Annotated in this window: 13 protein-coding genes and 6 pseudogenes; 8 read left to right on the top strand and 11 right to left on the bottom strand. The window is 62.7% G+C overall.

Annotated features, from left to right (window positions below; translation table 11 throughout):
* Positions 1 to 60: 60 nt before the first annotated feature.
* Positions 61 to 711 (bottom strand): hypothetical protein, encoded by a 651-nt coding sequence (locus BPNPMPFG_RS37745; RefSeq protein ID WP_258598898.1) that lies wholly within the window; start codon positions 709 to 711, stop codon positions 61 to 63.
* Positions 712 to 1,148: 437 nt separating this feature from the next.
* On the opposite strand from BPNPMPFG_RS37745, the gene BPNPMPFG_RS37740 reads away from it, so the two are divergent.
* Positions 1,149 to 2,855: an F-box protein gene (locus tag BPNPMPFG_RS37740; RefSeq protein ID WP_258598897.1), complete on the top strand. Its 1,707-nt coding sequence runs from the start codon at positions 1,149 to 1,151 to the stop codon at positions 2,853 to 2,855.
* A 628-nt stretch (positions 2,856 to 3,483) separates the two neighbouring features.
* Here BPNPMPFG_RS37740 and BPNPMPFG_RS37735 read toward each other — a convergent pair.
* A complete protein-coding gene (locus tag BPNPMPFG_RS37735; RefSeq protein WP_258598896.1) occupies positions 3,484 to 3,849 on the bottom strand; it encodes a hypothetical protein in 366 nt (121 codons plus the stop codon).
* 284 nt (positions 3,850 to 4,133) lie between these two features.
* On the opposite strand from BPNPMPFG_RS37735, the gene BPNPMPFG_RS37730 reads away from it, so the two are divergent.
* Entirely contained in the window at positions 4,134 to 4,778 is a 645-nt protein-coding gene (locus tag BPNPMPFG_RS37730) for a hypothetical protein (RefSeq protein WP_258598895.1), read from the top strand.
* Between the two features lie 371 nt (positions 4,779 to 5,149).
* The gene (locus tag BPNPMPFG_RS37725) at positions 5,150 to 5,572 is read left to right on the top strand and encodes a transposase family protein (protein WP_319946057.1); all 423 of its coding nucleotides are present in this window, start codon (positions 5,150 to 5,152) and stop codon (positions 5,570 to 5,572) included.
* A gap of 230 nt (positions 5,573 to 5,802) precedes the next feature.
* Here BPNPMPFG_RS37725 and BPNPMPFG_RS37720 read toward each other — a convergent pair.
* The 5 genes and pseudogenes from BPNPMPFG_RS37720 to BPNPMPFG_RS37700 all read right to left on the bottom strand — a co-directional run.
* Positions 5,803 to 5,880: pseudogene (locus tag BPNPMPFG_RS37720) on the bottom strand (IS6 family transposase); the annotation flags it as partial.
* Positions 5,881 to 6,162: 282 nt separating this feature from the next.
* Positions 6,163 to 6,917 (bottom strand): annotated as a pseudogene (gene scpB / locus BPNPMPFG_RS37715) (SMC-Scp complex subunit ScpB).
* Between the two features lie 3 nt (positions 6,918 to 6,920).
* Positions 6,921 to 7,322: a DUF1403 family protein gene (locus BPNPMPFG_RS37710; RefSeq protein WP_413776949.1), complete on the bottom strand. Its 402-nt coding sequence runs from the start codon at positions 7,320 to 7,322 to the stop codon at positions 6,921 to 6,923.
* Positions 7,217 to 7,945, bottom strand: a complete 729-nt coding sequence (locus BPNPMPFG_RS43410; protein WP_413776948.1) for a DUF1403 family protein — start codon at positions 7,943 to 7,945, stop codon at positions 7,217 to 7,219. The genes BPNPMPFG_RS37710 and BPNPMPFG_RS43410 overlap by 106 nt, the downstream gene beginning before the upstream one ends.
* A gap of 175 nt (positions 7,946 to 8,120) precedes the next feature.
* The gene (locus BPNPMPFG_RS37700; RefSeq protein ID WP_258598894.1) at positions 8,121 to 8,591 is read right to left on the bottom strand and encodes a Ros/MucR family transcriptional regulator; all 471 of its coding nucleotides are present in this window, start codon (positions 8,589 to 8,591) and stop codon (positions 8,121 to 8,123) included.
* 347 nt (positions 8,592 to 8,938) lie between these two features.
* Between BPNPMPFG_RS37700 and BPNPMPFG_RS37695 the strand changes: the two are divergent.
* Positions 8,939 to 9,472 (top strand): annotated as a pseudogene (locus BPNPMPFG_RS37695) (IS110 family RNA-guided transposase); the annotation flags it as partial.
* Positions 9,473 to 9,487: 15 nt separating this feature from the next.
* On the opposite strand, the pseudogene BPNPMPFG_RS37690 reads toward BPNPMPFG_RS37695, so the two are convergent.
* From BPNPMPFG_RS37690 to BPNPMPFG_RS37680, 3 genes and pseudogenes are all read right to left on the bottom strand, one after another.
* A pseudogene (locus BPNPMPFG_RS37690) lies at positions 9,488 to 9,929 on the bottom strand (IS110 family transposase); the annotation flags it as partial.
* 66 nt (positions 9,930 to 9,995) lie between these two features.
* On the bottom strand, positions 9,996 to 10,727 hold the full coding sequence (locus BPNPMPFG_RS37685) for a group II intron maturase-specific domain-containing protein (RefSeq protein ID WP_258598893.1): 732 nt from the start codon (positions 10,725 to 10,727) through the stop codon (positions 9,996 to 9,998).
* On the bottom strand, positions 10,687 to 11,154 hold the full coding sequence (locus BPNPMPFG_RS37680) for a reverse transcriptase/maturase family protein (RefSeq protein WP_258599088.1): 468 nt from the start codon (positions 11,152 to 11,154) through the stop codon (positions 10,687 to 10,689). Before BPNPMPFG_RS37680 ends, BPNPMPFG_RS37685 begins: the two co-directional genes overlap by 41 nt.
* On the opposite strand from BPNPMPFG_RS37680, the gene BPNPMPFG_RS37675 reads away from it, so the two are divergent.
* Together BPNPMPFG_RS37675 and BPNPMPFG_RS37670 are read left to right on the top strand one after the other, a co-directional pair.
* On the top strand, positions 11,074 to 11,562 hold the full coding sequence (locus BPNPMPFG_RS37675; RefSeq protein WP_258599151.1) for a hypothetical protein: 489 nt from the start codon (positions 11,074 to 11,076) through the stop codon (positions 11,560 to 11,562). The two genes, BPNPMPFG_RS37680 and BPNPMPFG_RS37675, sit on opposite strands and share 81 nt — an antisense overlap.
* Positions 11,563 to 12,247: 685 nt before the next feature.
* Positions 12,248 to 13,372: pseudogene (locus tag BPNPMPFG_RS37670) on the top strand (IS1380 family transposase); the annotation flags it as partial.
* 341 nt (positions 13,373 to 13,713) lie between these two features.
* Here BPNPMPFG_RS37670 and BPNPMPFG_RS37665 read toward each other — a convergent pair.
* Positions 13,714 to 14,121 (bottom strand): annotated as a pseudogene (locus tag BPNPMPFG_RS37665) (helix-turn-helix domain-containing protein); the annotation flags it as partial.
* Positions 14,122 to 14,164: 43 nt separating this feature from the next.
* Here BPNPMPFG_RS37665 and BPNPMPFG_RS37660 point away from each other — a divergent pair.
* Positions 14,165 to 14,443 (top strand): LexA family protein, encoded by a 279-nt coding sequence (locus BPNPMPFG_RS37660; RefSeq protein WP_258597274.1) that lies wholly within the window; start codon positions 14,165 to 14,167, stop codon positions 14,441 to 14,443.
* Positions 14,444 to 14,853: 410 nt separating this feature from the next.
* Positions 14,854 to 15,291 (top strand): pseudoazurin, encoded by a 438-nt coding sequence (locus BPNPMPFG_RS37655; protein ID WP_258598891.1) that lies wholly within the window; start codon positions 14,854 to 14,856, stop codon positions 15,289 to 15,291.
* The last annotated feature ends 202 nt before the right edge of the window (positions 15,292 to 15,493 follow it).

Raw genomic sequence — 15,493 nt, 5'->3', positions numbered from 1 at the left:
GCTTGACTGATGTCGACGCTTTTCTCGTCTCTTACGCTCAACGATATTCCCGGTCGCACGTCAGCGATGTTGCGTGCAGTATTCGCTGTTTCCTCGTCGATCGCCGGGAAGCTGCATTTCAAGCTGGCGTCGTTCGTCCGTTTGCGCCCTTGCGTGCAATTCTTCCTCAGCAACCTGATCGTCGAGCCGTTCGCCAATCCTGATGGTTCGCTTGCGCACGGTGGCATGCGTCTCGGTCGGCTCAACGGGCAGGAATTCGGCAAGCACTCTCGCAGCCTGCCGGTACGGCATCATGCTCCCCAGCCGCGCCGTCAGTTCCATCAGCTCGGATGTCGCTCGATCCAGGCAGATCTCTCGCAGCGGCGCAAAGGCATCGACCATGCCTGGGTAACAATCCCGACACAGCATCCAACGAGGATTGCGCACCTCCACGATGCCAAAGACAGTCCGGATCCGTCGCGTCGTGTAGTCCTTGACCGGCCGAAACCTGTGGCAATCCGGGCAGACCCGACGAAAGAGGGAATACGTCTCCGCCTCATGGTTCACGACCGCGCTCTGCAGCGCCGCCATGATGGTCTTGCTGTCCTCAATCGACAGGCCGAGGTCGCCGTCAAACAGACGTTCCCAGCTCTTGTCGATGCGGACCGCCTTCCGGCAAACGTCACCGAACTCGTTCCTGCCCTCGATCGTGATCGTCCATTCCACCGCCATCGCTTTCCCTCCGAACAAAGCGGCGCTCATGGACTACGCGGGCCTAACAACCTGTATTCGACCCCAGAGAAATTACCGGTCTCGCCGATTTGGAATTGGATGAATTCGCCCAGCGCGGAACAACAGCAGGAACCAAGATTATTGTCTGTCGGTCAACCTGGATCGTATGTGGAGCGGCCGTTCGTTTTCATGAATGGCATACACGGACTTCAGATCAGCTCTTCTATGAGCTCGAACCAGCCGACACGATCCAGATCGCAGCAAGACCCTTGGGCGTAGCCAGCAGCCGACATCCACACCCAGTAGCTAAGGTTCGTGCACCCTCGGCGCGGAAGCGCCCAGATCAAGGTAGATCCAAGTGGCCCGTCATTTGCTGGGTGATCTCGGATGAAGACCATCCGGCTTGCGCCGGTCACAAACCAAAGGTGAGAGAAATCATGAGGGATTTTGACGTGCGAGGTAAGGCGCCGATGCCTATCGCCTTGGAAGCTGACATCACAAACGATTCTCCGGCCGAGCCGGTTCTTGAAGGTGAAGGACCGGGCCAATCATCCACTTCTGTGGTGGAGCAGACGCACTTTGAGCCGCAAGCGGCGAGCGGAGCTTCCTCCTCTCGTCTCAGGCAGCACACCAGCAGTCTCCTTTCTCTCCCACAGGACGCGCTCAGTAACATTGCCGACAGGCTCAGGCCGGTGGATGTGCTGAGCTTGGCGTTGTCGAGCCGTGAGCTGCAAATTGCCGTCCAGCGAACTCCGCTCGCTGAAATAAGGCGCGGGACGGCTAGCCAGGTTCAGGCCATCTGGAACAAATTGACCAGCTATGGCGTCGATAATCCCTTTGGCGCGCTGATGTATCCCGACGTGACCGAGTCACTCGCGCCGAATTTCGATTGCCTCACCAGGGAGCAGCAGGGGCGTCTCGTCGCGTTCATCGAGGGGCTTGGCCCGGGACGCAACCCGATCCTGAACGGCATCGGAGCGAACTTGGCAGGACTAATGCCCGAGCTCCAGGAGCGTCTAGTCGCGCTGGTCGAGGGGTTACAGCACCCCCGGCATCGCGGCTCGGCCTTGGAGGCCATCGGAGCCGGCGCACCAGGAGTTGCAGCTGAGCTCCAGGAGCGTCTCGTCACCGTCGCCGAGGGACTCGAAGGGTCCAATCGCGCTTCGGCCCTATGGGGCCTCGGGTTCGGCGTGGGACGGCTCTCGCCCAAGTTTCAGGAGCGTCTCGTTGCCCTCGCCGAGGGACTTCATGAGGCTGAGGATCGCGTCTACGCCCTGCGGGGCACCACATTCGCAGGACTTCGCCCCGACCTGCAGCAGCGCCTGTTCGCCCTCACCAACAGCATCGACGACGCCGAGCAGCGCGTTTGGGGACTTGCGGTATTCGCACAGGAAGTGGCGTCGCTTGCGCCCGCCCTTCAGCAGGAACTTTTCCGCCTCGCGGAGCGCCTCGGAGAGCAACATCGCGCTTCGGTCCTCAGGGGTTTCGGAGCGGGCGTGGCAGGGCTTGAGCCCGCCCTTCAGCAGGAAGTTGTCCGCCTCGCGGAGGGCCTCGGAGAGGAAAATCGCGCTTCGGTCCTGAGGCGTTTCGGAGCGGGCGTGGCGTCGCTTGCGCCCGCCCTTCAGCAGGAAGTTGTCCGCCTCGCGGAGCGCCTCGGAGAGCAACATCGCGCTTCGGTCCTCAGGGATTTCGGAGCGGGCGTGGCAGGGCTTGAGCCGAACCTCCAGAAGCGTCTTGTGGCCATTGCCGAACGGCTGGCATCGGCAGCAGGCCGCGCCTCGGCTTTGCAGGGCCTCGGAGCCGGCATGGCTAGGCTTGCGCTTGAGGTCCAGGAGGATCTCGCCGCGCTCGTCGAGCGGCTCGACCAGACCGAACGCGCTGCGGCTCTGCAGGCCCTCGGGGCGGATGTGGGAGGGCTTGCCTCCGGGCTCCAGGAGCGTCTCCTCTCAGTTGCCGAGGGAATCCATCACCGTGCAGATCGCCTCCGGGCCTATCTAGCCCTCACGGGAGGCGTGTCGCCGCTGGCGGCCGAGCTAACACCGCGCCTGACTGCTTTTAAGAACAGTCTCGTCGACCCGGAGTATCGGGCTCGCGCCCTGGCAGCGATGTTGCCCACTCGGGAAAAGCGCCAAAGACGGTCCTAGGATCGTTCAAATGGCCCGTCATTTGCTGGGTGATCTCGGATGAAGATATCGGCACATCGGGCTTGCGCGTGTCACAAACCAAAGATGCGAGGGAAATCATGAGGGATTTTGATGTGCGAGGTAGGGCGCCGATGCCGAGCGCCTTGGAAACTGACATCACAAACGATTCTCCGGCCGAGCGGGTTGTTTGTGTTTAAGGACCGGGCCAATCATGCGTTCTGTGGTGCAGCAGACGCACCCTGAGCCGCAAGCGGCGAGCGGCGCTTCCTCCTCTCATCGCAGGCAGCACACCAGCAGTCTCCTTTGTCTCCCACAGGACGCGCTCGGTAACATTGCCGACAGGCTCAGGCCGATCGATGTGCTGAGCTTCGCGTGGTCGAGCCGTGAGCTGCAAACTGCCGCCGAGCAATGCCTGCTAGCTCAAGAAAGCCGCAAGAGGGCTGTGCTAGGCGGGTTCAGGCCATCTGGAACGGATTGATCAGCTATGACGTCGATAATGCCTTTGCCGCGCCGGTATATCGTGGTGTGATCCAGTCACTCGCGCCGAATTTCGATTGCCTCACCAGGGTTGCAGCAGGGACGTCTCGTCGCGTTCGTCGAGAGGATCGAACAGCCCGGGGATCGAGCCTTAGCCCTCCAAGTCCTCGCGACAAGCGTGGGAGGGCTCGCGCCCGAGCTCCACCAGCGTCTCCTCGCCGTAGCCGAGGGGCTTGAGGAACCCTGGCACCTCGCCTCCGTCCTTAGGGGCTTCGGGGCAGGCATGGCAGGGCTTGCGACCGAACTCCAAGCGCCCGTCGTCGCCCACGCCGAAGATCTTCCGGCGGCGCATCGACCCTTGGCCTTGGAAGGCCTGGCAGTCGGCGCGAGACGCCTTGCGCACGAGCTCCAGCGGCGTCTCATCACCCTCGCCGAGAGGCTGCACGAGCATAAAGACCGCGTCTCTGCCCTGAGGGGCTTCGGAAAAGGGACGGCAGGGCTTAGCCTTGATGTCCAACGGCGCCTCGTTGCCCTTGCCGAGAGATTCGATCAGCGTTTGGGCCTCTGGTCGGGCCTGCGAGCGCTCGGAGCGGGTGTGGCAGGGCTTGAGCCGGACCTTCAGGAGCGTGTCGTTGTCCTCGCCGAGGGACTCGACGATTGGGAATGCGCGCAGGTTCTTAAGCGCCTCGGCGCAGGGGTGGCAGGGCTTGAACCAGAATTCCGGCCGCGTGTCGTCGCCCTCGCCCTGGGACTCGACGAGGACGAGCTTCGTGCCTCGGCCCTGAAGGGCTTGGGAAGGGCTTGGCAGGGCTCGAGCCCAACATTCAGCAGGATCTCGTGGCCGCCGCTCAGGGGCTCGGCCAGTCCGAACATCGCGCCTCGGCTCTGGAAGGCCTCGGGGCGGGTATGGCAGGGCTCGAGCTCGAACTCCGGCAGTCGCTCGTCATCATCGCCGAAGGACTCGACAAATCAGATCAGGCGTCGGCCCTGGAGCAGCTCGGCGCCGGCGTCGCTGGGCTTGCGCCCGAGTTCCAGGAGCGTCTCGTCGCCATTGCCGAGGGGCTATCCCCCGCACATTGCGCCAAGGCCCTGAGGGGCCTCGGAACCCGCGTGGCAGAGTTCGCGCGCCCGCTCCAGGAGCGTCTGATCGTACTCGCCTGCAGGCTCGACGAGCCTGCTCATCGCGTCAATGCCCTACGGGGCTTCGGTGTGGCGATGGCAAAGCTTGCCCCCGAACACCAGATGCCCCTCGTCTTCCTCGTCGAGGGACTGGACCGTCCTGCAGATCGCATCTCGGGTCTTCGGGCCCTCCAGACAGGCGCGGCACCGCTTGCGACCGAGGTACAATCGCGCATAGATGCTCTTGTGAACGGTTTTGCCGTGCCGGAGGATCGGGTTCGCGCCCTGGCAGCACTCTTGCCAGTTCCGCCGCGAAATCCGAACTAAGGGAATGAACAGCTTTTGAACGTCAAAGCAGCGAAGAGTTGTGCTGCCCGGCGATCTCAGTTCCCATCGACCTCCTGATCTACAGTTTCGGCCCCGACGGAGATTGTCAGTGTGTTCAAGGGAACGTGTCAGGGACTTGAAGCGGCATCCATCGTTGCTGCCGCGTGACAAACAAGGGTTCTTCCGCATATATTTGGTGCAGGTTGCGGGATTCACGGACGGTGCCAATAAGTTCATAGAGTCGGAATCGCAGTCGACGCCGTGATTTGCCCGTGCTCCATGCCTTCCGCTCGCTGATTTCACCCGAGCTTTCGATTGTCCAAATTCTGCCGCAGGCCGAGAGGGTGGTGCTTGTGGCCCGACCGAAGGCGATGGACTCGTGCTGTCCATGTTGCGGTCACCGAACCCGCCGCGTTCACAGTCACTACATGCGCCGATTGAGCGATCTGCCATGGCAGGGTCGGATTGTCGAAATCCAGCTTCACGCACGACGGTTTCGATGCGCCGATCCACGATGCCAGCGGCGGATCTTCACCGAGCGGTTGCCGGAAACGGCACGGCCGAAAGCGAGACGCACGTCCCGCCTCGGCGAAAGCCAGCTGGCCATCGGCTTCGCGGTCGGCGGTGCGCCCGGCTTGCGCCTGTCGGACAGGCTCGCCATGCCGGTGAGCGGCGACACACTGTTGCGGATGGTCCGCGCCGCCGGGTGCGAGCCGCAGCAGGCGCCGCGTGTGGCCGTCTTCGACAGGCCAGTCCAAACTGAAACAGGTTTTGCGCGTCAAGTTCTTGTGTAATGCAAGAAGAGGCTGACGGTTTGAACATGTCATCGAGTGCGCTCTGTCGCAATTCCGGGATGTGGACGGGAAGAGCGTCGCCTGGGGCACTGATCACGCGGTGAGCATTTCGAACTGCTCGACAATTAACGGACTCGGATTGTAGCGAACCTTGCCTGTCGCTTTCGCATCATGTGAACCAGCCGGCGAGGATGATCCCGGCATTCGCCATAGACTTGAAGCCGAGCATGGAGGCTCAGATTGTAGGCGAGATACCACCGCACGCACAGCAAGATTACGGATCGCTCTAAATGTCGGCCTTTGAACATCGAGGGACCTCCTGAACTGGAGGGAACTTCATGCCGGATACACATTGCCAATCAGTTTGCGACAAAGCTGATGATTGCGCACTTCTCGGATTTCATGGACAAGCATCAAGGATCGCCGAGGTCTGTGCGGTCACCCCCGGCCAGCGCCGACCTTGCGGCTCTGCTCGAGGCCTATTCGCGCGCCACTGACGATGCGATCAAAACGAAGCGTCACCGTGTTCTTGCCGTCCTCCGCGAATAGGATTGCTGCCCGCGAACCACCCATCCCTGGTGAGCAGCATGCTATTCATCACCGGCAACGCCCGCATCTTCTTCCCAGTCACTGGAACACCCCGGCATGATGTCGCCCGCCAGCAGCTTCTCCTTCGACAGCAGGCCTGCATCCTCAAGCGCTTCGACGTCGGGAGATCGCGCAGCGTGTCGAACCCGAACTGCAGCAGGAACGCCTTGGTCGTGACATACGTGTATGGCGCGCCTGGGGTCGGGCTGCGTGGGCCTGAGGCGATCAGGCCGAAGCCGCGCAAATTGCCTATCAGGTCGCGGCTGATTTCCTTGCCGAAGAAGGAGGACAGTTCGGCACGGGTGATCGGCTGGAAGTAGGCGATGCACATTAGCACCAGGACTTCCGCCTGCATCAGGTCGCCCGCTCGTTGGTTTCCGTCGACGGCCGTGCCAAATGCACTGCGGATGGCATCGGCATAGGCCGGCCGCGTCAGATGCCGAAAACCGCCGGCGACCGCGACCAGGTCATAGGGCCGGCCGCGCAGCTCCTCGCGGATGTCATCGATGATGAGATCGATATTGCAGCTCTTGCCGACGATACGCGCCAGCGTTTCGCGTGTCACCGGCTCGCTGGCCGCGAAGATCCTCGCTTCGACCCGGTTCATCCATTCCCGCCAGCGCACCTCCGCCGGCAGATGATCCAGTTCCCGATCAAACAAATGGTCATTTGAACGACGGTCGCCTGATCGATGGTCATCCGACCGTCTTTCGCCTCTTCTTCCTCTGCCCTTCGCGCTCGGCGCCGCCTCCGACATCGCCTACAGCCCGTAGATACGGAAGGTCGTGCGGCCGGACAGCTCGCGCACCGCGCCAAGCTCGACCAGCCGGTCGAACAGGCTGCGCAGGCCGCGGTCGCTCATCCCGGTCTTTTTGTCGCCGCGCGACGCCACGAGCGCATCGTCGGACAGCAGCTTTTCGACCACACGGTCCGCACCCTTCGCCCGCAGCTTCGGCGCGACGGCGATGAGCCGCTCGGCGCGGCGGCCGAGCTCGGTGAAAAGATCCAGCGCGCACTGCTGCGCGCGCCTGGGCGGCCAGCAGACTTTTCGCCTCGTCAGGTTTTGTCTCGACCCCCGTCGCTGCAACCACGGTCGATGGCCGCCCCCGGCGAGCAGCGCTCGCGCCCCATGCCGGTTCGGTGCCGAGCAGCGGCACCGCATACGCCATCCCAGTTTTTGCGCGAGCAGAGCATCGGCAAGCCACGCCCCGGCGACGCGCCCGAATCCGTGACGCTCGGCGGCCGCGAGGGCACCCGCAGCGTCCCGACCGTCCCCGCGCTGGCGCCAAGTTGCCGAAGCTCATCCGCCAGATCGCCGACCGCCGCGCTGTCGCGGGCGAAAAAACCGAATTCCTCCAGTACCGCGGCGAGGTTTTTTGCCGTCAGGAGATCCACCGCGGGCCGGGCTGCCAGCCGGCGCCAGGCGAGGAGCAAAAGACCGGCGGGGCCACAATCGTCGCCGGGACGGGTCAGGAGCAAGGAATCGCGCAGCGCGGCCTCGTCCTCGGTGCGCCCCGCCTGCCGTGCCGTCGTCGCGGCCGCCGCGAGCGCCAGCCGCTGCCGCCAGGCGCCCGCCCATTTTTCGTCCCGGCGCACCACCGGGTCGAGGGCGCCGATCGCGGCGCCGGCGGCAAGCGCAACATCCTCAAGGCCTTTTGGGGCAACGGTTGGCGCCGTCTCGACTGCCCTGCGCAGCCAGGATGGCACAGGCGCCATGGGCGCGATCGGCGCGGCGCCGAGCGGCTGGACGGCGTGGCGCGAGAGCGGCTTGGGGCGAAGAATCATCGTAAATACCCCTGCAGCTCTGGCGCGTATGCTGCTTGAGGTGGTTGGGGTTTCTTCGCCCGGCGAGTTCCGCCACGCTAAGAACAAAGGCCCTCGCTGAAGCTTATCCGAATGGCGCCGGCCACGCGGGATTGGGATCCGCCGCGCCTCGACGTAGCTGAGTCGTTACGTAGCGTCAGGTGGCGGCGGACACTTTGGCTTTCCGCTTCGCAGGTGCTCTCTTGGCTGGTGCGACGGGTTCAGCCTTGCGGCCAAGCCCGATGGACTTCGCCAGTTGCGAGCGCTGAGCGGCGTAATTCGGAGCCGTCATCGGATAGTCGCGCGGCAAGCCCCACTTCTCGCGATAGGCGTCCGGCGTCAGACCGAAGTCCGTGCTAAGGTGCCGCTTCAGGGATTTGAACTTCTTGCCGTCTTCGAGGCAGATAATGAAGTCTGGCGTCACCGACTTCTTCGGGTTGACCGCGGGAGTTTGCGGCTCAACGACAGGCGCGATCGGCGTACCAAGCCCGGACAGAGACATGTGCACGGATGCGATTAGTTCAGGCAGGCCGGTAGCCGGTACAGGGTTCTTACTTACGTAGGCGGATACAATCTCCGCAGTAAGCTCGGCTAGTTCGGCGGCGCGGTGGTCGGATTCTTCTGTCAATGTGTCGGTCCTTTTGTCTTATTTGTCCCATCTCTATTTGAGCAGTGTCCAGGACGCAACCGGGCCTGATCTATTCTAAGCCATGATGGCGGCCGGCTTTGCGGCGCTGGCCAAGAGCGACGCCGAAATTGACGCGTTCTTTTTGGCCGTGACTAAGAGTCCTCTCTGATTGGGGTCGTTTTGGTCAAGATGCTCCTGCACTTTTTTCTGGACCGTTCCGTGGGTCACTCGCTTCTCTTCGCGGTCAGCGCTTGGGCCGCCGCATGATGTTGGGGTGGACGGCCCCCGCACGGCATCGATGTGCCAGAATGAGGTCGTTACAGATCTCAAGCAAAGGGAGACCGTCCGTGGAACAAATTATTCGCATTGGCATCGACACGTCAAAACACATCTTCCAGCTCCATGGTGTGAACGCAGCTGAGGAGCCGGCGCTGCGCAAAAAACTGCGGCGCAAGGAGGTGGTGGCGTTCTTTGAGAAGCTGCCGTCGACAGTGGTTGCGATCGAAGCGTGCGGGGGCTCGCACCACTGGGCACGCCTGCTGCAATCGTTTGGGCATGAGGTGAAGCTGATCCCTCCTCAATATGTCAAACCGTACGTCAAGCGCGGCAAGAACGATGCGGCCGATGCCGAAGCGCTGTGCGAGGCGATGAGCCGGCCGACGATGCGGTTTGTGCCGGTCAAGACCGCTAAACAACAGGCGGCATTAATGCTGGTTGGCCTGCGCGACCGGCTGATCCGCAATCGCACGCAGCTCGCCAATGCGATCCGCGGCTATGCGGCAGAATACGGGCTGATCGCTGCCAGGGGGATGTGCAAGATCGAACCGCTGCTCGAGCGTATCGCGGCAGATAAGACGCTACCGGATTTAGCGCGGGAGCTGACGGGCGATGACACCGAGGATTGCAAGCAGCGGCTCGACCATCGCCATCACCTCGGCGTCAGCGCCCGTCAGCTCACGCACGCGGCCGGCAAACGCGCTGCGCGACGGCAGGCCCAGCTTGACGCCGGCCTCGCGCAGGATCGCCCGCACTACGTTCTCGATCGAACGCATCTCGTTCAGCGCCGTGCGGCGGGCAACCAGCAGCGAACGCCACAGCCGGCACTGCCTGCTCTTGACGGCACCTGCCGATACCAGCCAGTGCGCATGATCTGCGCCAGCGCGCGGGCGTCATTGCGGTCGGTCTTGTTGGGCACGTCTTCATCGGCAAGCCGGTCCCCCTCAGCGCGTCACACAATGACTGCGGATCGCTCAACGCTCTCGCCTCCTTCACGATCCGGCCAGTCTCGTCGACAATGCAAATAGAGGTCTCTTTCACCGAGAGTAGAGTAGGCGGCAAGCGCCGGGCCGCTTTTCAGCGGCCGGTTTCTTCCCGCCTCTCCCCGAACCGAGCATGCGCCTTTCGTTACGCACTCGGCTCTCCAGAAGACATGGCAAAGTCAGGCATCGCCATCCATGCGAGACGGAAGCGGTAGACGGGGGTCCAGGCGAGCATATGTTGCTCGACCATTCCCTCGCGCCAAAGCCGTCTCGTTGGCCGCCGACTACTGGGCTGGCATGAGGCCCAGATGTCACGCAACCCCGCCTTGGGGCGTTTCCTATGCAGCCACCGCGCTATCCGCATGCCGAGGTACCAGTCGAGACTGGTGAACATCCGACCGGCATAAGCGCAGTGGCGGTAGTAGTTCGCCCACCCACGCAGGATGGGATTGAGCTCCTGAAGCTTGGAGGTCAGGGTGCACGGGGCAGAACTCGTTCCCGTACGTGCCTTGACCTTTCGACGCAGGTTGGCAGCCTTTGCTTTGGGAATCTCAATGCGCGGGCCATAGCCGTAGCGCTTGTCCCAATGCATGATGAAGCGGAATCCGAGGAATTCGAACCCCTCCGTCATGGCTGTGACCTTCGTCTTTTCCGGCGACAACTCAAGGCCCATGGTCTGACGCAGGTAGGCCGCCAGCGCGGTCTTCTCCGCGATGGCATCCTCCCGTGTGCCAGACACCAGCACCACAAAGTCATCGGCGTAGCGCACCGGTAGAAACGCACAGCGACCAGCCATGCGATCCCAATAGCGCGCTCTGCCTGCCGCGGTCCTCCCATCACATTTGCGGTCGGCATGGGCCTTGGAGCGCTGATACACCCACCGTTCGTACCGCTCTTCGATCGCGCTGAGCGCAATGTTGGCGAGCAGCCTGAGGGGTGCCGGCGTCTGTGCGAAGGAACTGCTCCTCCGACAGAACACCGGCTTTCAGGAATTGCTCGATTAGCCTTGTCACCCGCCGGTCAGCCACGCGCTGGCGCAGCCGCTCTAACAGGTGATGATGACTTAAGTTATCGAAGCAGCCCTTAATGTCGCCCTCTATGACCCATGGATACGGCATCCGGTTCCGCCGCGTGTCCTTGTCGCGTTTATGCGGCAAGGCAGCTCGTCGGATGTGCTCCAAGGCGCCATGCGTACTCCGTCCGGGTCGAAACCCATAGGAGACATGCCAAAACTGCGCCTCGAAGATCGGCTCCAGAAGTGTCTTGACCGCGCCTTGAACGACGCGATCCTTGACCGTGGGAATGCCCAGGGGCCGGAATTGCCCCGGTTTACCGGCCTTGCGCCGCGCAGGGCTAGGTCGGTATGCGCCGGAGCGCAATTCGGCCTGAAGCCCTTCGAGGAAGCGTTGCTCACCGATCCCATTCCGGATGCGGCCCACGGTCATCCCGTCGATCCCGGCCGTACGTCGGCCTCAGTTGCAGGCTACGCGTTGCCAGGCGTGACGCAGCACGCGGAGATTGGTGACCCAACCCCACATGTCCCGCCACGCGTCTTCTGGATTTGCCTTACTCCACTGATAGAGTTTGCGCTGAGCGCCGAGTACCTCGTCGGCCTGATGACCCATGTCCACAGATCACTCCTCCGTCATGCAGGTTTACCCGTCTTCCTGCTTCCCTTCGCCCTGTGCACGGCTTTCCCGCGCTCCGACTAGTACGGAAGCTCCGCCCTTGGTGCCGTCCATCTCCGGCCGTCGCGGCTAGCCCAGTTCCATGCGGGGCAGACAGTCCAAGTTCCCGTGTTCCGATTTCCAACCTTGATGTCCGTAGGCGGTGAGCTTTACCCCAGGCGATGCGGAAGACAGGGCCATGAGAGCTTCCCCCGTCTTGGGCGCGTTCGACGCGCCCCGCAGCGGAGATAGACGAGCCCCGCCGCGTCTGATCGCTTCTTACCTCCCATGCCATCGCACGATTTGGAGGCGTTACCGGTTGAATCCGAGGCTTCCGGCGCTCACTTCGTTATCTCGCCATAGACACTGCGGTAGCCCGGCCTGCGGTCGATGGTCCACACCCGGTACAGTTCAGGCCGATCTGCTTATGACACCCAACCGGCGACGCCCGGTCGAGCTTCTCGGCCCCCTTCCGCCTGCTGCTCCTGCGGGCGGGGCGGCATTGCAGCCGCCGGTCGAAAATCAGCAAGCTTGAGAGGTGGCTATTCCATGTTCACCTCCCGCGCCGCCACGGCGCACCGTCCAATCCTGCATAATGTTTCATGCTGCGCTTCTCCTTCTGATGCATGCTTGTGGATGTTCCAGACAGACCACGTTTATCATCAGCTCGAAGCGCAGCACCTTGATGGCATCACCGCCAAAAGATGAGGCTCAAGCCGAATACCCCATCTTTCGCATGAAGATGATCGCCGCCGGCTATGAGGATGGCAATGACGCCAACCGGCTGCGCTCCGATCCGGTCTTCAAGATGGCCCAGGATGCGCTGCCGTCGGGTCGGGATCTGGCCTCCCAATCGACGATCTGCCGGCTGGAGAACCTGCCCGGCGTGCGGGAGCTGGTCGCCATGGGGCGGGCGATGGTCGATCTCTATTGCGCTTCCTTCCGGCAGGTGCCGAAGCGGATTGTGCTCGACATCGACGACACGTTTGACGCCGTACATGGCGGCCAGCAATTGCGCCTGTTCAACGCGCATTACGACGAATACGGCTTCCAGCCGATCGTGGTGTTCGACGGTGCGGGCCGGTTCGTCAGCGCGATCCTGCGACCGGCCAGGCGGCCGAGCGGGGCTGAGATCTGCCCCCACCTGCGCCGCCTGGTGCGGGCGATCCGGAGCAATTGGCCGAACACACGGATCCTGATCCGGGCCGACAGCCATTATTGCAGTCCACTGGTCATTGGCTGGTGCCGCGCCAACGGTGTAGACTTCATCCTCGGCGTGGCGCCCACCACGACGCTGCGCGAGCATGTCGCGCATCTGGAAGCCACCACGCTGGCGCGTTTTGAGGCGTCGGCGAAATCGAACAAGGTCCGCCGCTTCAAGGAGTTCTTTGACGGCGCCGCCAGTTGGAGCCGCGTCGAGCGCATCATCGCGCGGGTCGAGGTCGGCGCCAAAGGAGCCGACACCCGCTTCATCGTCACCAATCTGGCCAGTGGCAAGGCCAAGGCGCTCTACGCGGACCTCTACTGCCGGCGCGGCGCGGCCGAGAACCACATCAAGTCCTGGAAGACGCATCTTGCCGCCGACCGCACATCCTGCACAAGAGCGACGGCCAACCAGTTCCGGCTCTTCCTGCATGCCGGCGCCTACTGGCTAATGTGGGGCCTGCGCGCTGCGATGCCGAAACGCTCGAGCTTTGCCGTCGCCCAATTCGACACGCTGCGATTGCGCCTCATCAAAATCGCTGCGCGGGTGGTCGAGATGAAAACGCAAATCCGCCTGCACCTGCCGACATCCTGCCCCGACCAGCGTATTCTGCGCATCGTCCTCGATCGCATCCCCCAACTCGCGACATAACGATGGGGCGCAGGCGCCCCGAAACGAACCCGCCGACCGCAACCTGCAAACCCCGCCTGCCATCACGACGGATCATCGCCGGCGCCCGACGAGGCTTGTCAAAATGCACCCCGAGGGCGGCCAGATCGCCGATGCAGGCCGCCGAAAGCCGATCGCCGTGCATCAAGGCGGCTAGGTCAGGGATATCTGTTTTCGCAAGCGGTGCCACGTCAGATCGCGAAAGGCCTTTTGAAGCGGTTCGGGCGACCAACTGCTGAGGAGACTTGGATGGCGGGCGCGATGGCGAACCCAATCGATCGGAATCGCCTGACAGAAACCCTCCCTGGGGGTGGCTTGAACAACCGATAAAGAATGCTGCGGCGGACGCTCGGGTGTTCGATCACTTCGACCAGGGCGTTGGCCAGAAGCTTCAAAGTCCACCGGGCGCATCCCTGCGGCGGATCAGAACAGGCCAGCGCCACCAGTTGCACCTCCTGCTTGCCGCTCAGTTTGCGAGCCGCCCCCGGACGCGGCCCTTCACTGAGGGCGGCCTCCAGGCTGATCTCCACAAAGCGCTTCTTGGTGCGGTAGATGGTCGAGTCGCTGGTCTGCACCGAGATGGCGATGGCCTCGTCGGCGACCCCGGCGTCGGCGGCCAGCAGGATCTGCATCCGCTTGAGCCGCCGCACCGGCAGTTTACCCCCGCTCACCAAAGCACGCAGCTCGTCTCGTTCGGATTGGCTGAGTTCGACCCGATATCGTATGTTCATTCCCAAAGCCCTTCTTGGTGGAAGAGCCGTAGGTGAATCTACAATGAATCAATTGCTTGACCAAAAGACGCCGGCGCCGACAGCACGGTTCACCGCCAAACAGGGCCAGTACCTCGCCTTCATCTGGGCCTATTCGCAGATCAATCGCCGCGCTCCGGCGGAGGCGGACTTCCAGCGCTACTTCAGGGTCACCGCACCGTCAGTCCATCAGATGCTCAAGACCCTCAACCAACTCGGCTTGATCGACAAGCAGCCCGGTGTCGCTCGCAGCATCCAGTTGCTCGTCCCGCCACAGGACCTGCCCATTCTCGGCGTAGACTAACCCGTCATAATCACTGCGACGGTACACTAGAAGGTCCCGCTGGGGTTCGGCGAGGATCGTGCCGGAGGAAGCTGGGGCATCACTGTTCGGGCGGTGGGCGCATGGAGATCGTAAGCGCAAACGGGCGGCGGGTGATTGTCGGCGACTCCTTCGCAAACCGTCCGGACCGGGGGTCTTGAGAACGCTGTCGAGTTCCGCGGAGTTTAGGCCCCCGAACAGCGACAGTCGCGCGATAACTGAGCGGTCAAGCGGCAAACTTAGCTCCTCGCTGCCTCATGACTCCACGGCGGCCGCCAGGCGGCCCAGCTATATTTCGCGCACCAGTTGCGCCAGCGCAAATCGCTAGCCCGCGCCGTGGCTAGAAAGTTGCAACGGTTGAAGCCGTGACGCACTCAAGAAAGGACTTTCCCATGAAACTTCGCCTGATTACCGCCGCCGCCCTGCTCGCTCTTGCCGGCGCCGCAAATGCCGAGGAACACATTGTCCAGTTGCTGACAAAGGGAGACAAGGGTTCCATGGTCTTCCAACCCAATTTCATCAAGGCGGCACCGGGCGACACGGTCAAGTTTGTGCCTGGCGACAAGACCCACAATGTCGAAACCATCCAGGGAATGATCCCCGACGGCGCCCAGGAGTTCAAGGGCAAGGTTGGTGAAACGATCACCGTGACCCTGACGCAAGAGGGCGTCTACGGCGTGAAATGCAATCCGCATTACGGCATGGGCATGGTGGCGCTGATCGTCTTCGGCAAGCCCGTGAACCTCGACGCGGCGCAGACCGTCAAGCAGGTCGGCAAGGCCAAGACCGTATTCCCTGACCTGTTCAGCCAGGTGATGAAGGCGAACTGATCCCAGGCGAAGGCCGGACGACCGAGAGGTCCGTCCGGCCTTCGCCAAAGCCGGAAGGCTCCGGGGATCCATCGGTCTTTTCAGCACCGCATCCTTTCCACCCTTGCCATCCGGGCGACCGGAGAGTTTGTCAGGGCCAGAAAGGAAGGTCCGCCTACTGCCGATAGGCCGGAAAAACCGCGACGACAGCCATCTTCAACTG

Origin of the sequence: Mesorhizobium sp. AR07, from assembly GCF_024746815.1 — a bacterium.
Classification (GTDB): Bacteria; Pseudomonadota; Alphaproteobacteria; order Rhizobiales; family Rhizobiaceae; genus Mesorhizobium.
This window is presented reverse-complemented; position numbering and strand designations above follow the sequence as displayed.

Bases quoted from the DNA above. Each gene is read 5' to 3' on its own strand.
- BPNPMPFG_RS37745 (WP_258598898.1), bottom strand. From the start codon at position 711: ATGGCGGTGGAATGGACGATCACGATCGAGGGCAGGAACGAGTTCGGT.
- BPNPMPFG_RS43410 (WP_413776948.1), bottom strand. From the start codon at position 7,945: ATGATTCTTCGCCCCAAGCCGCTCTCGCGCCACGCCGTCCAGCCGCTC.
- BPNPMPFG_RS37725 (WP_319946057.1), top strand. From the start codon at position 5,150: ATGGACTCGTGCTGTCCATGTTGCGGTCACCGAACCCGCCGCGTTCAC.
- BPNPMPFG_RS37675 (WP_258599151.1), top strand. From the start codon at position 11,074: ATGCCAAAACTGCGCCTCGAAGATCGGCTCCAGAAGTGTCTTGACCGC.
- BPNPMPFG_RS37740 (WP_258598897.1), top strand. From the start codon at position 1,149: ATGAGGGATTTTGACGTGCGAGGTAAGGCGCCGATGCCTATCGCCTTG.
- BPNPMPFG_RS37655 (WP_258598891.1), top strand. From the start codon at position 14,854: ATGAAACTTCGCCTGATTACCGCCGCCGCCCTGCTCGCTCTTGCCGGC.
- BPNPMPFG_RS37710 (WP_413776949.1), bottom strand. From the start codon at position 7,322: ATGCGGTGCCGCTGCTCGGCACCGAACCGGCATGGGGCGCGAGCGCTG.
- BPNPMPFG_RS37660 (WP_258597274.1), top strand. From the start codon at position 14,165: ATGAATCAATTGCTTGACCAAAAGACGCCGGCGCCGACAGCACGGTTC.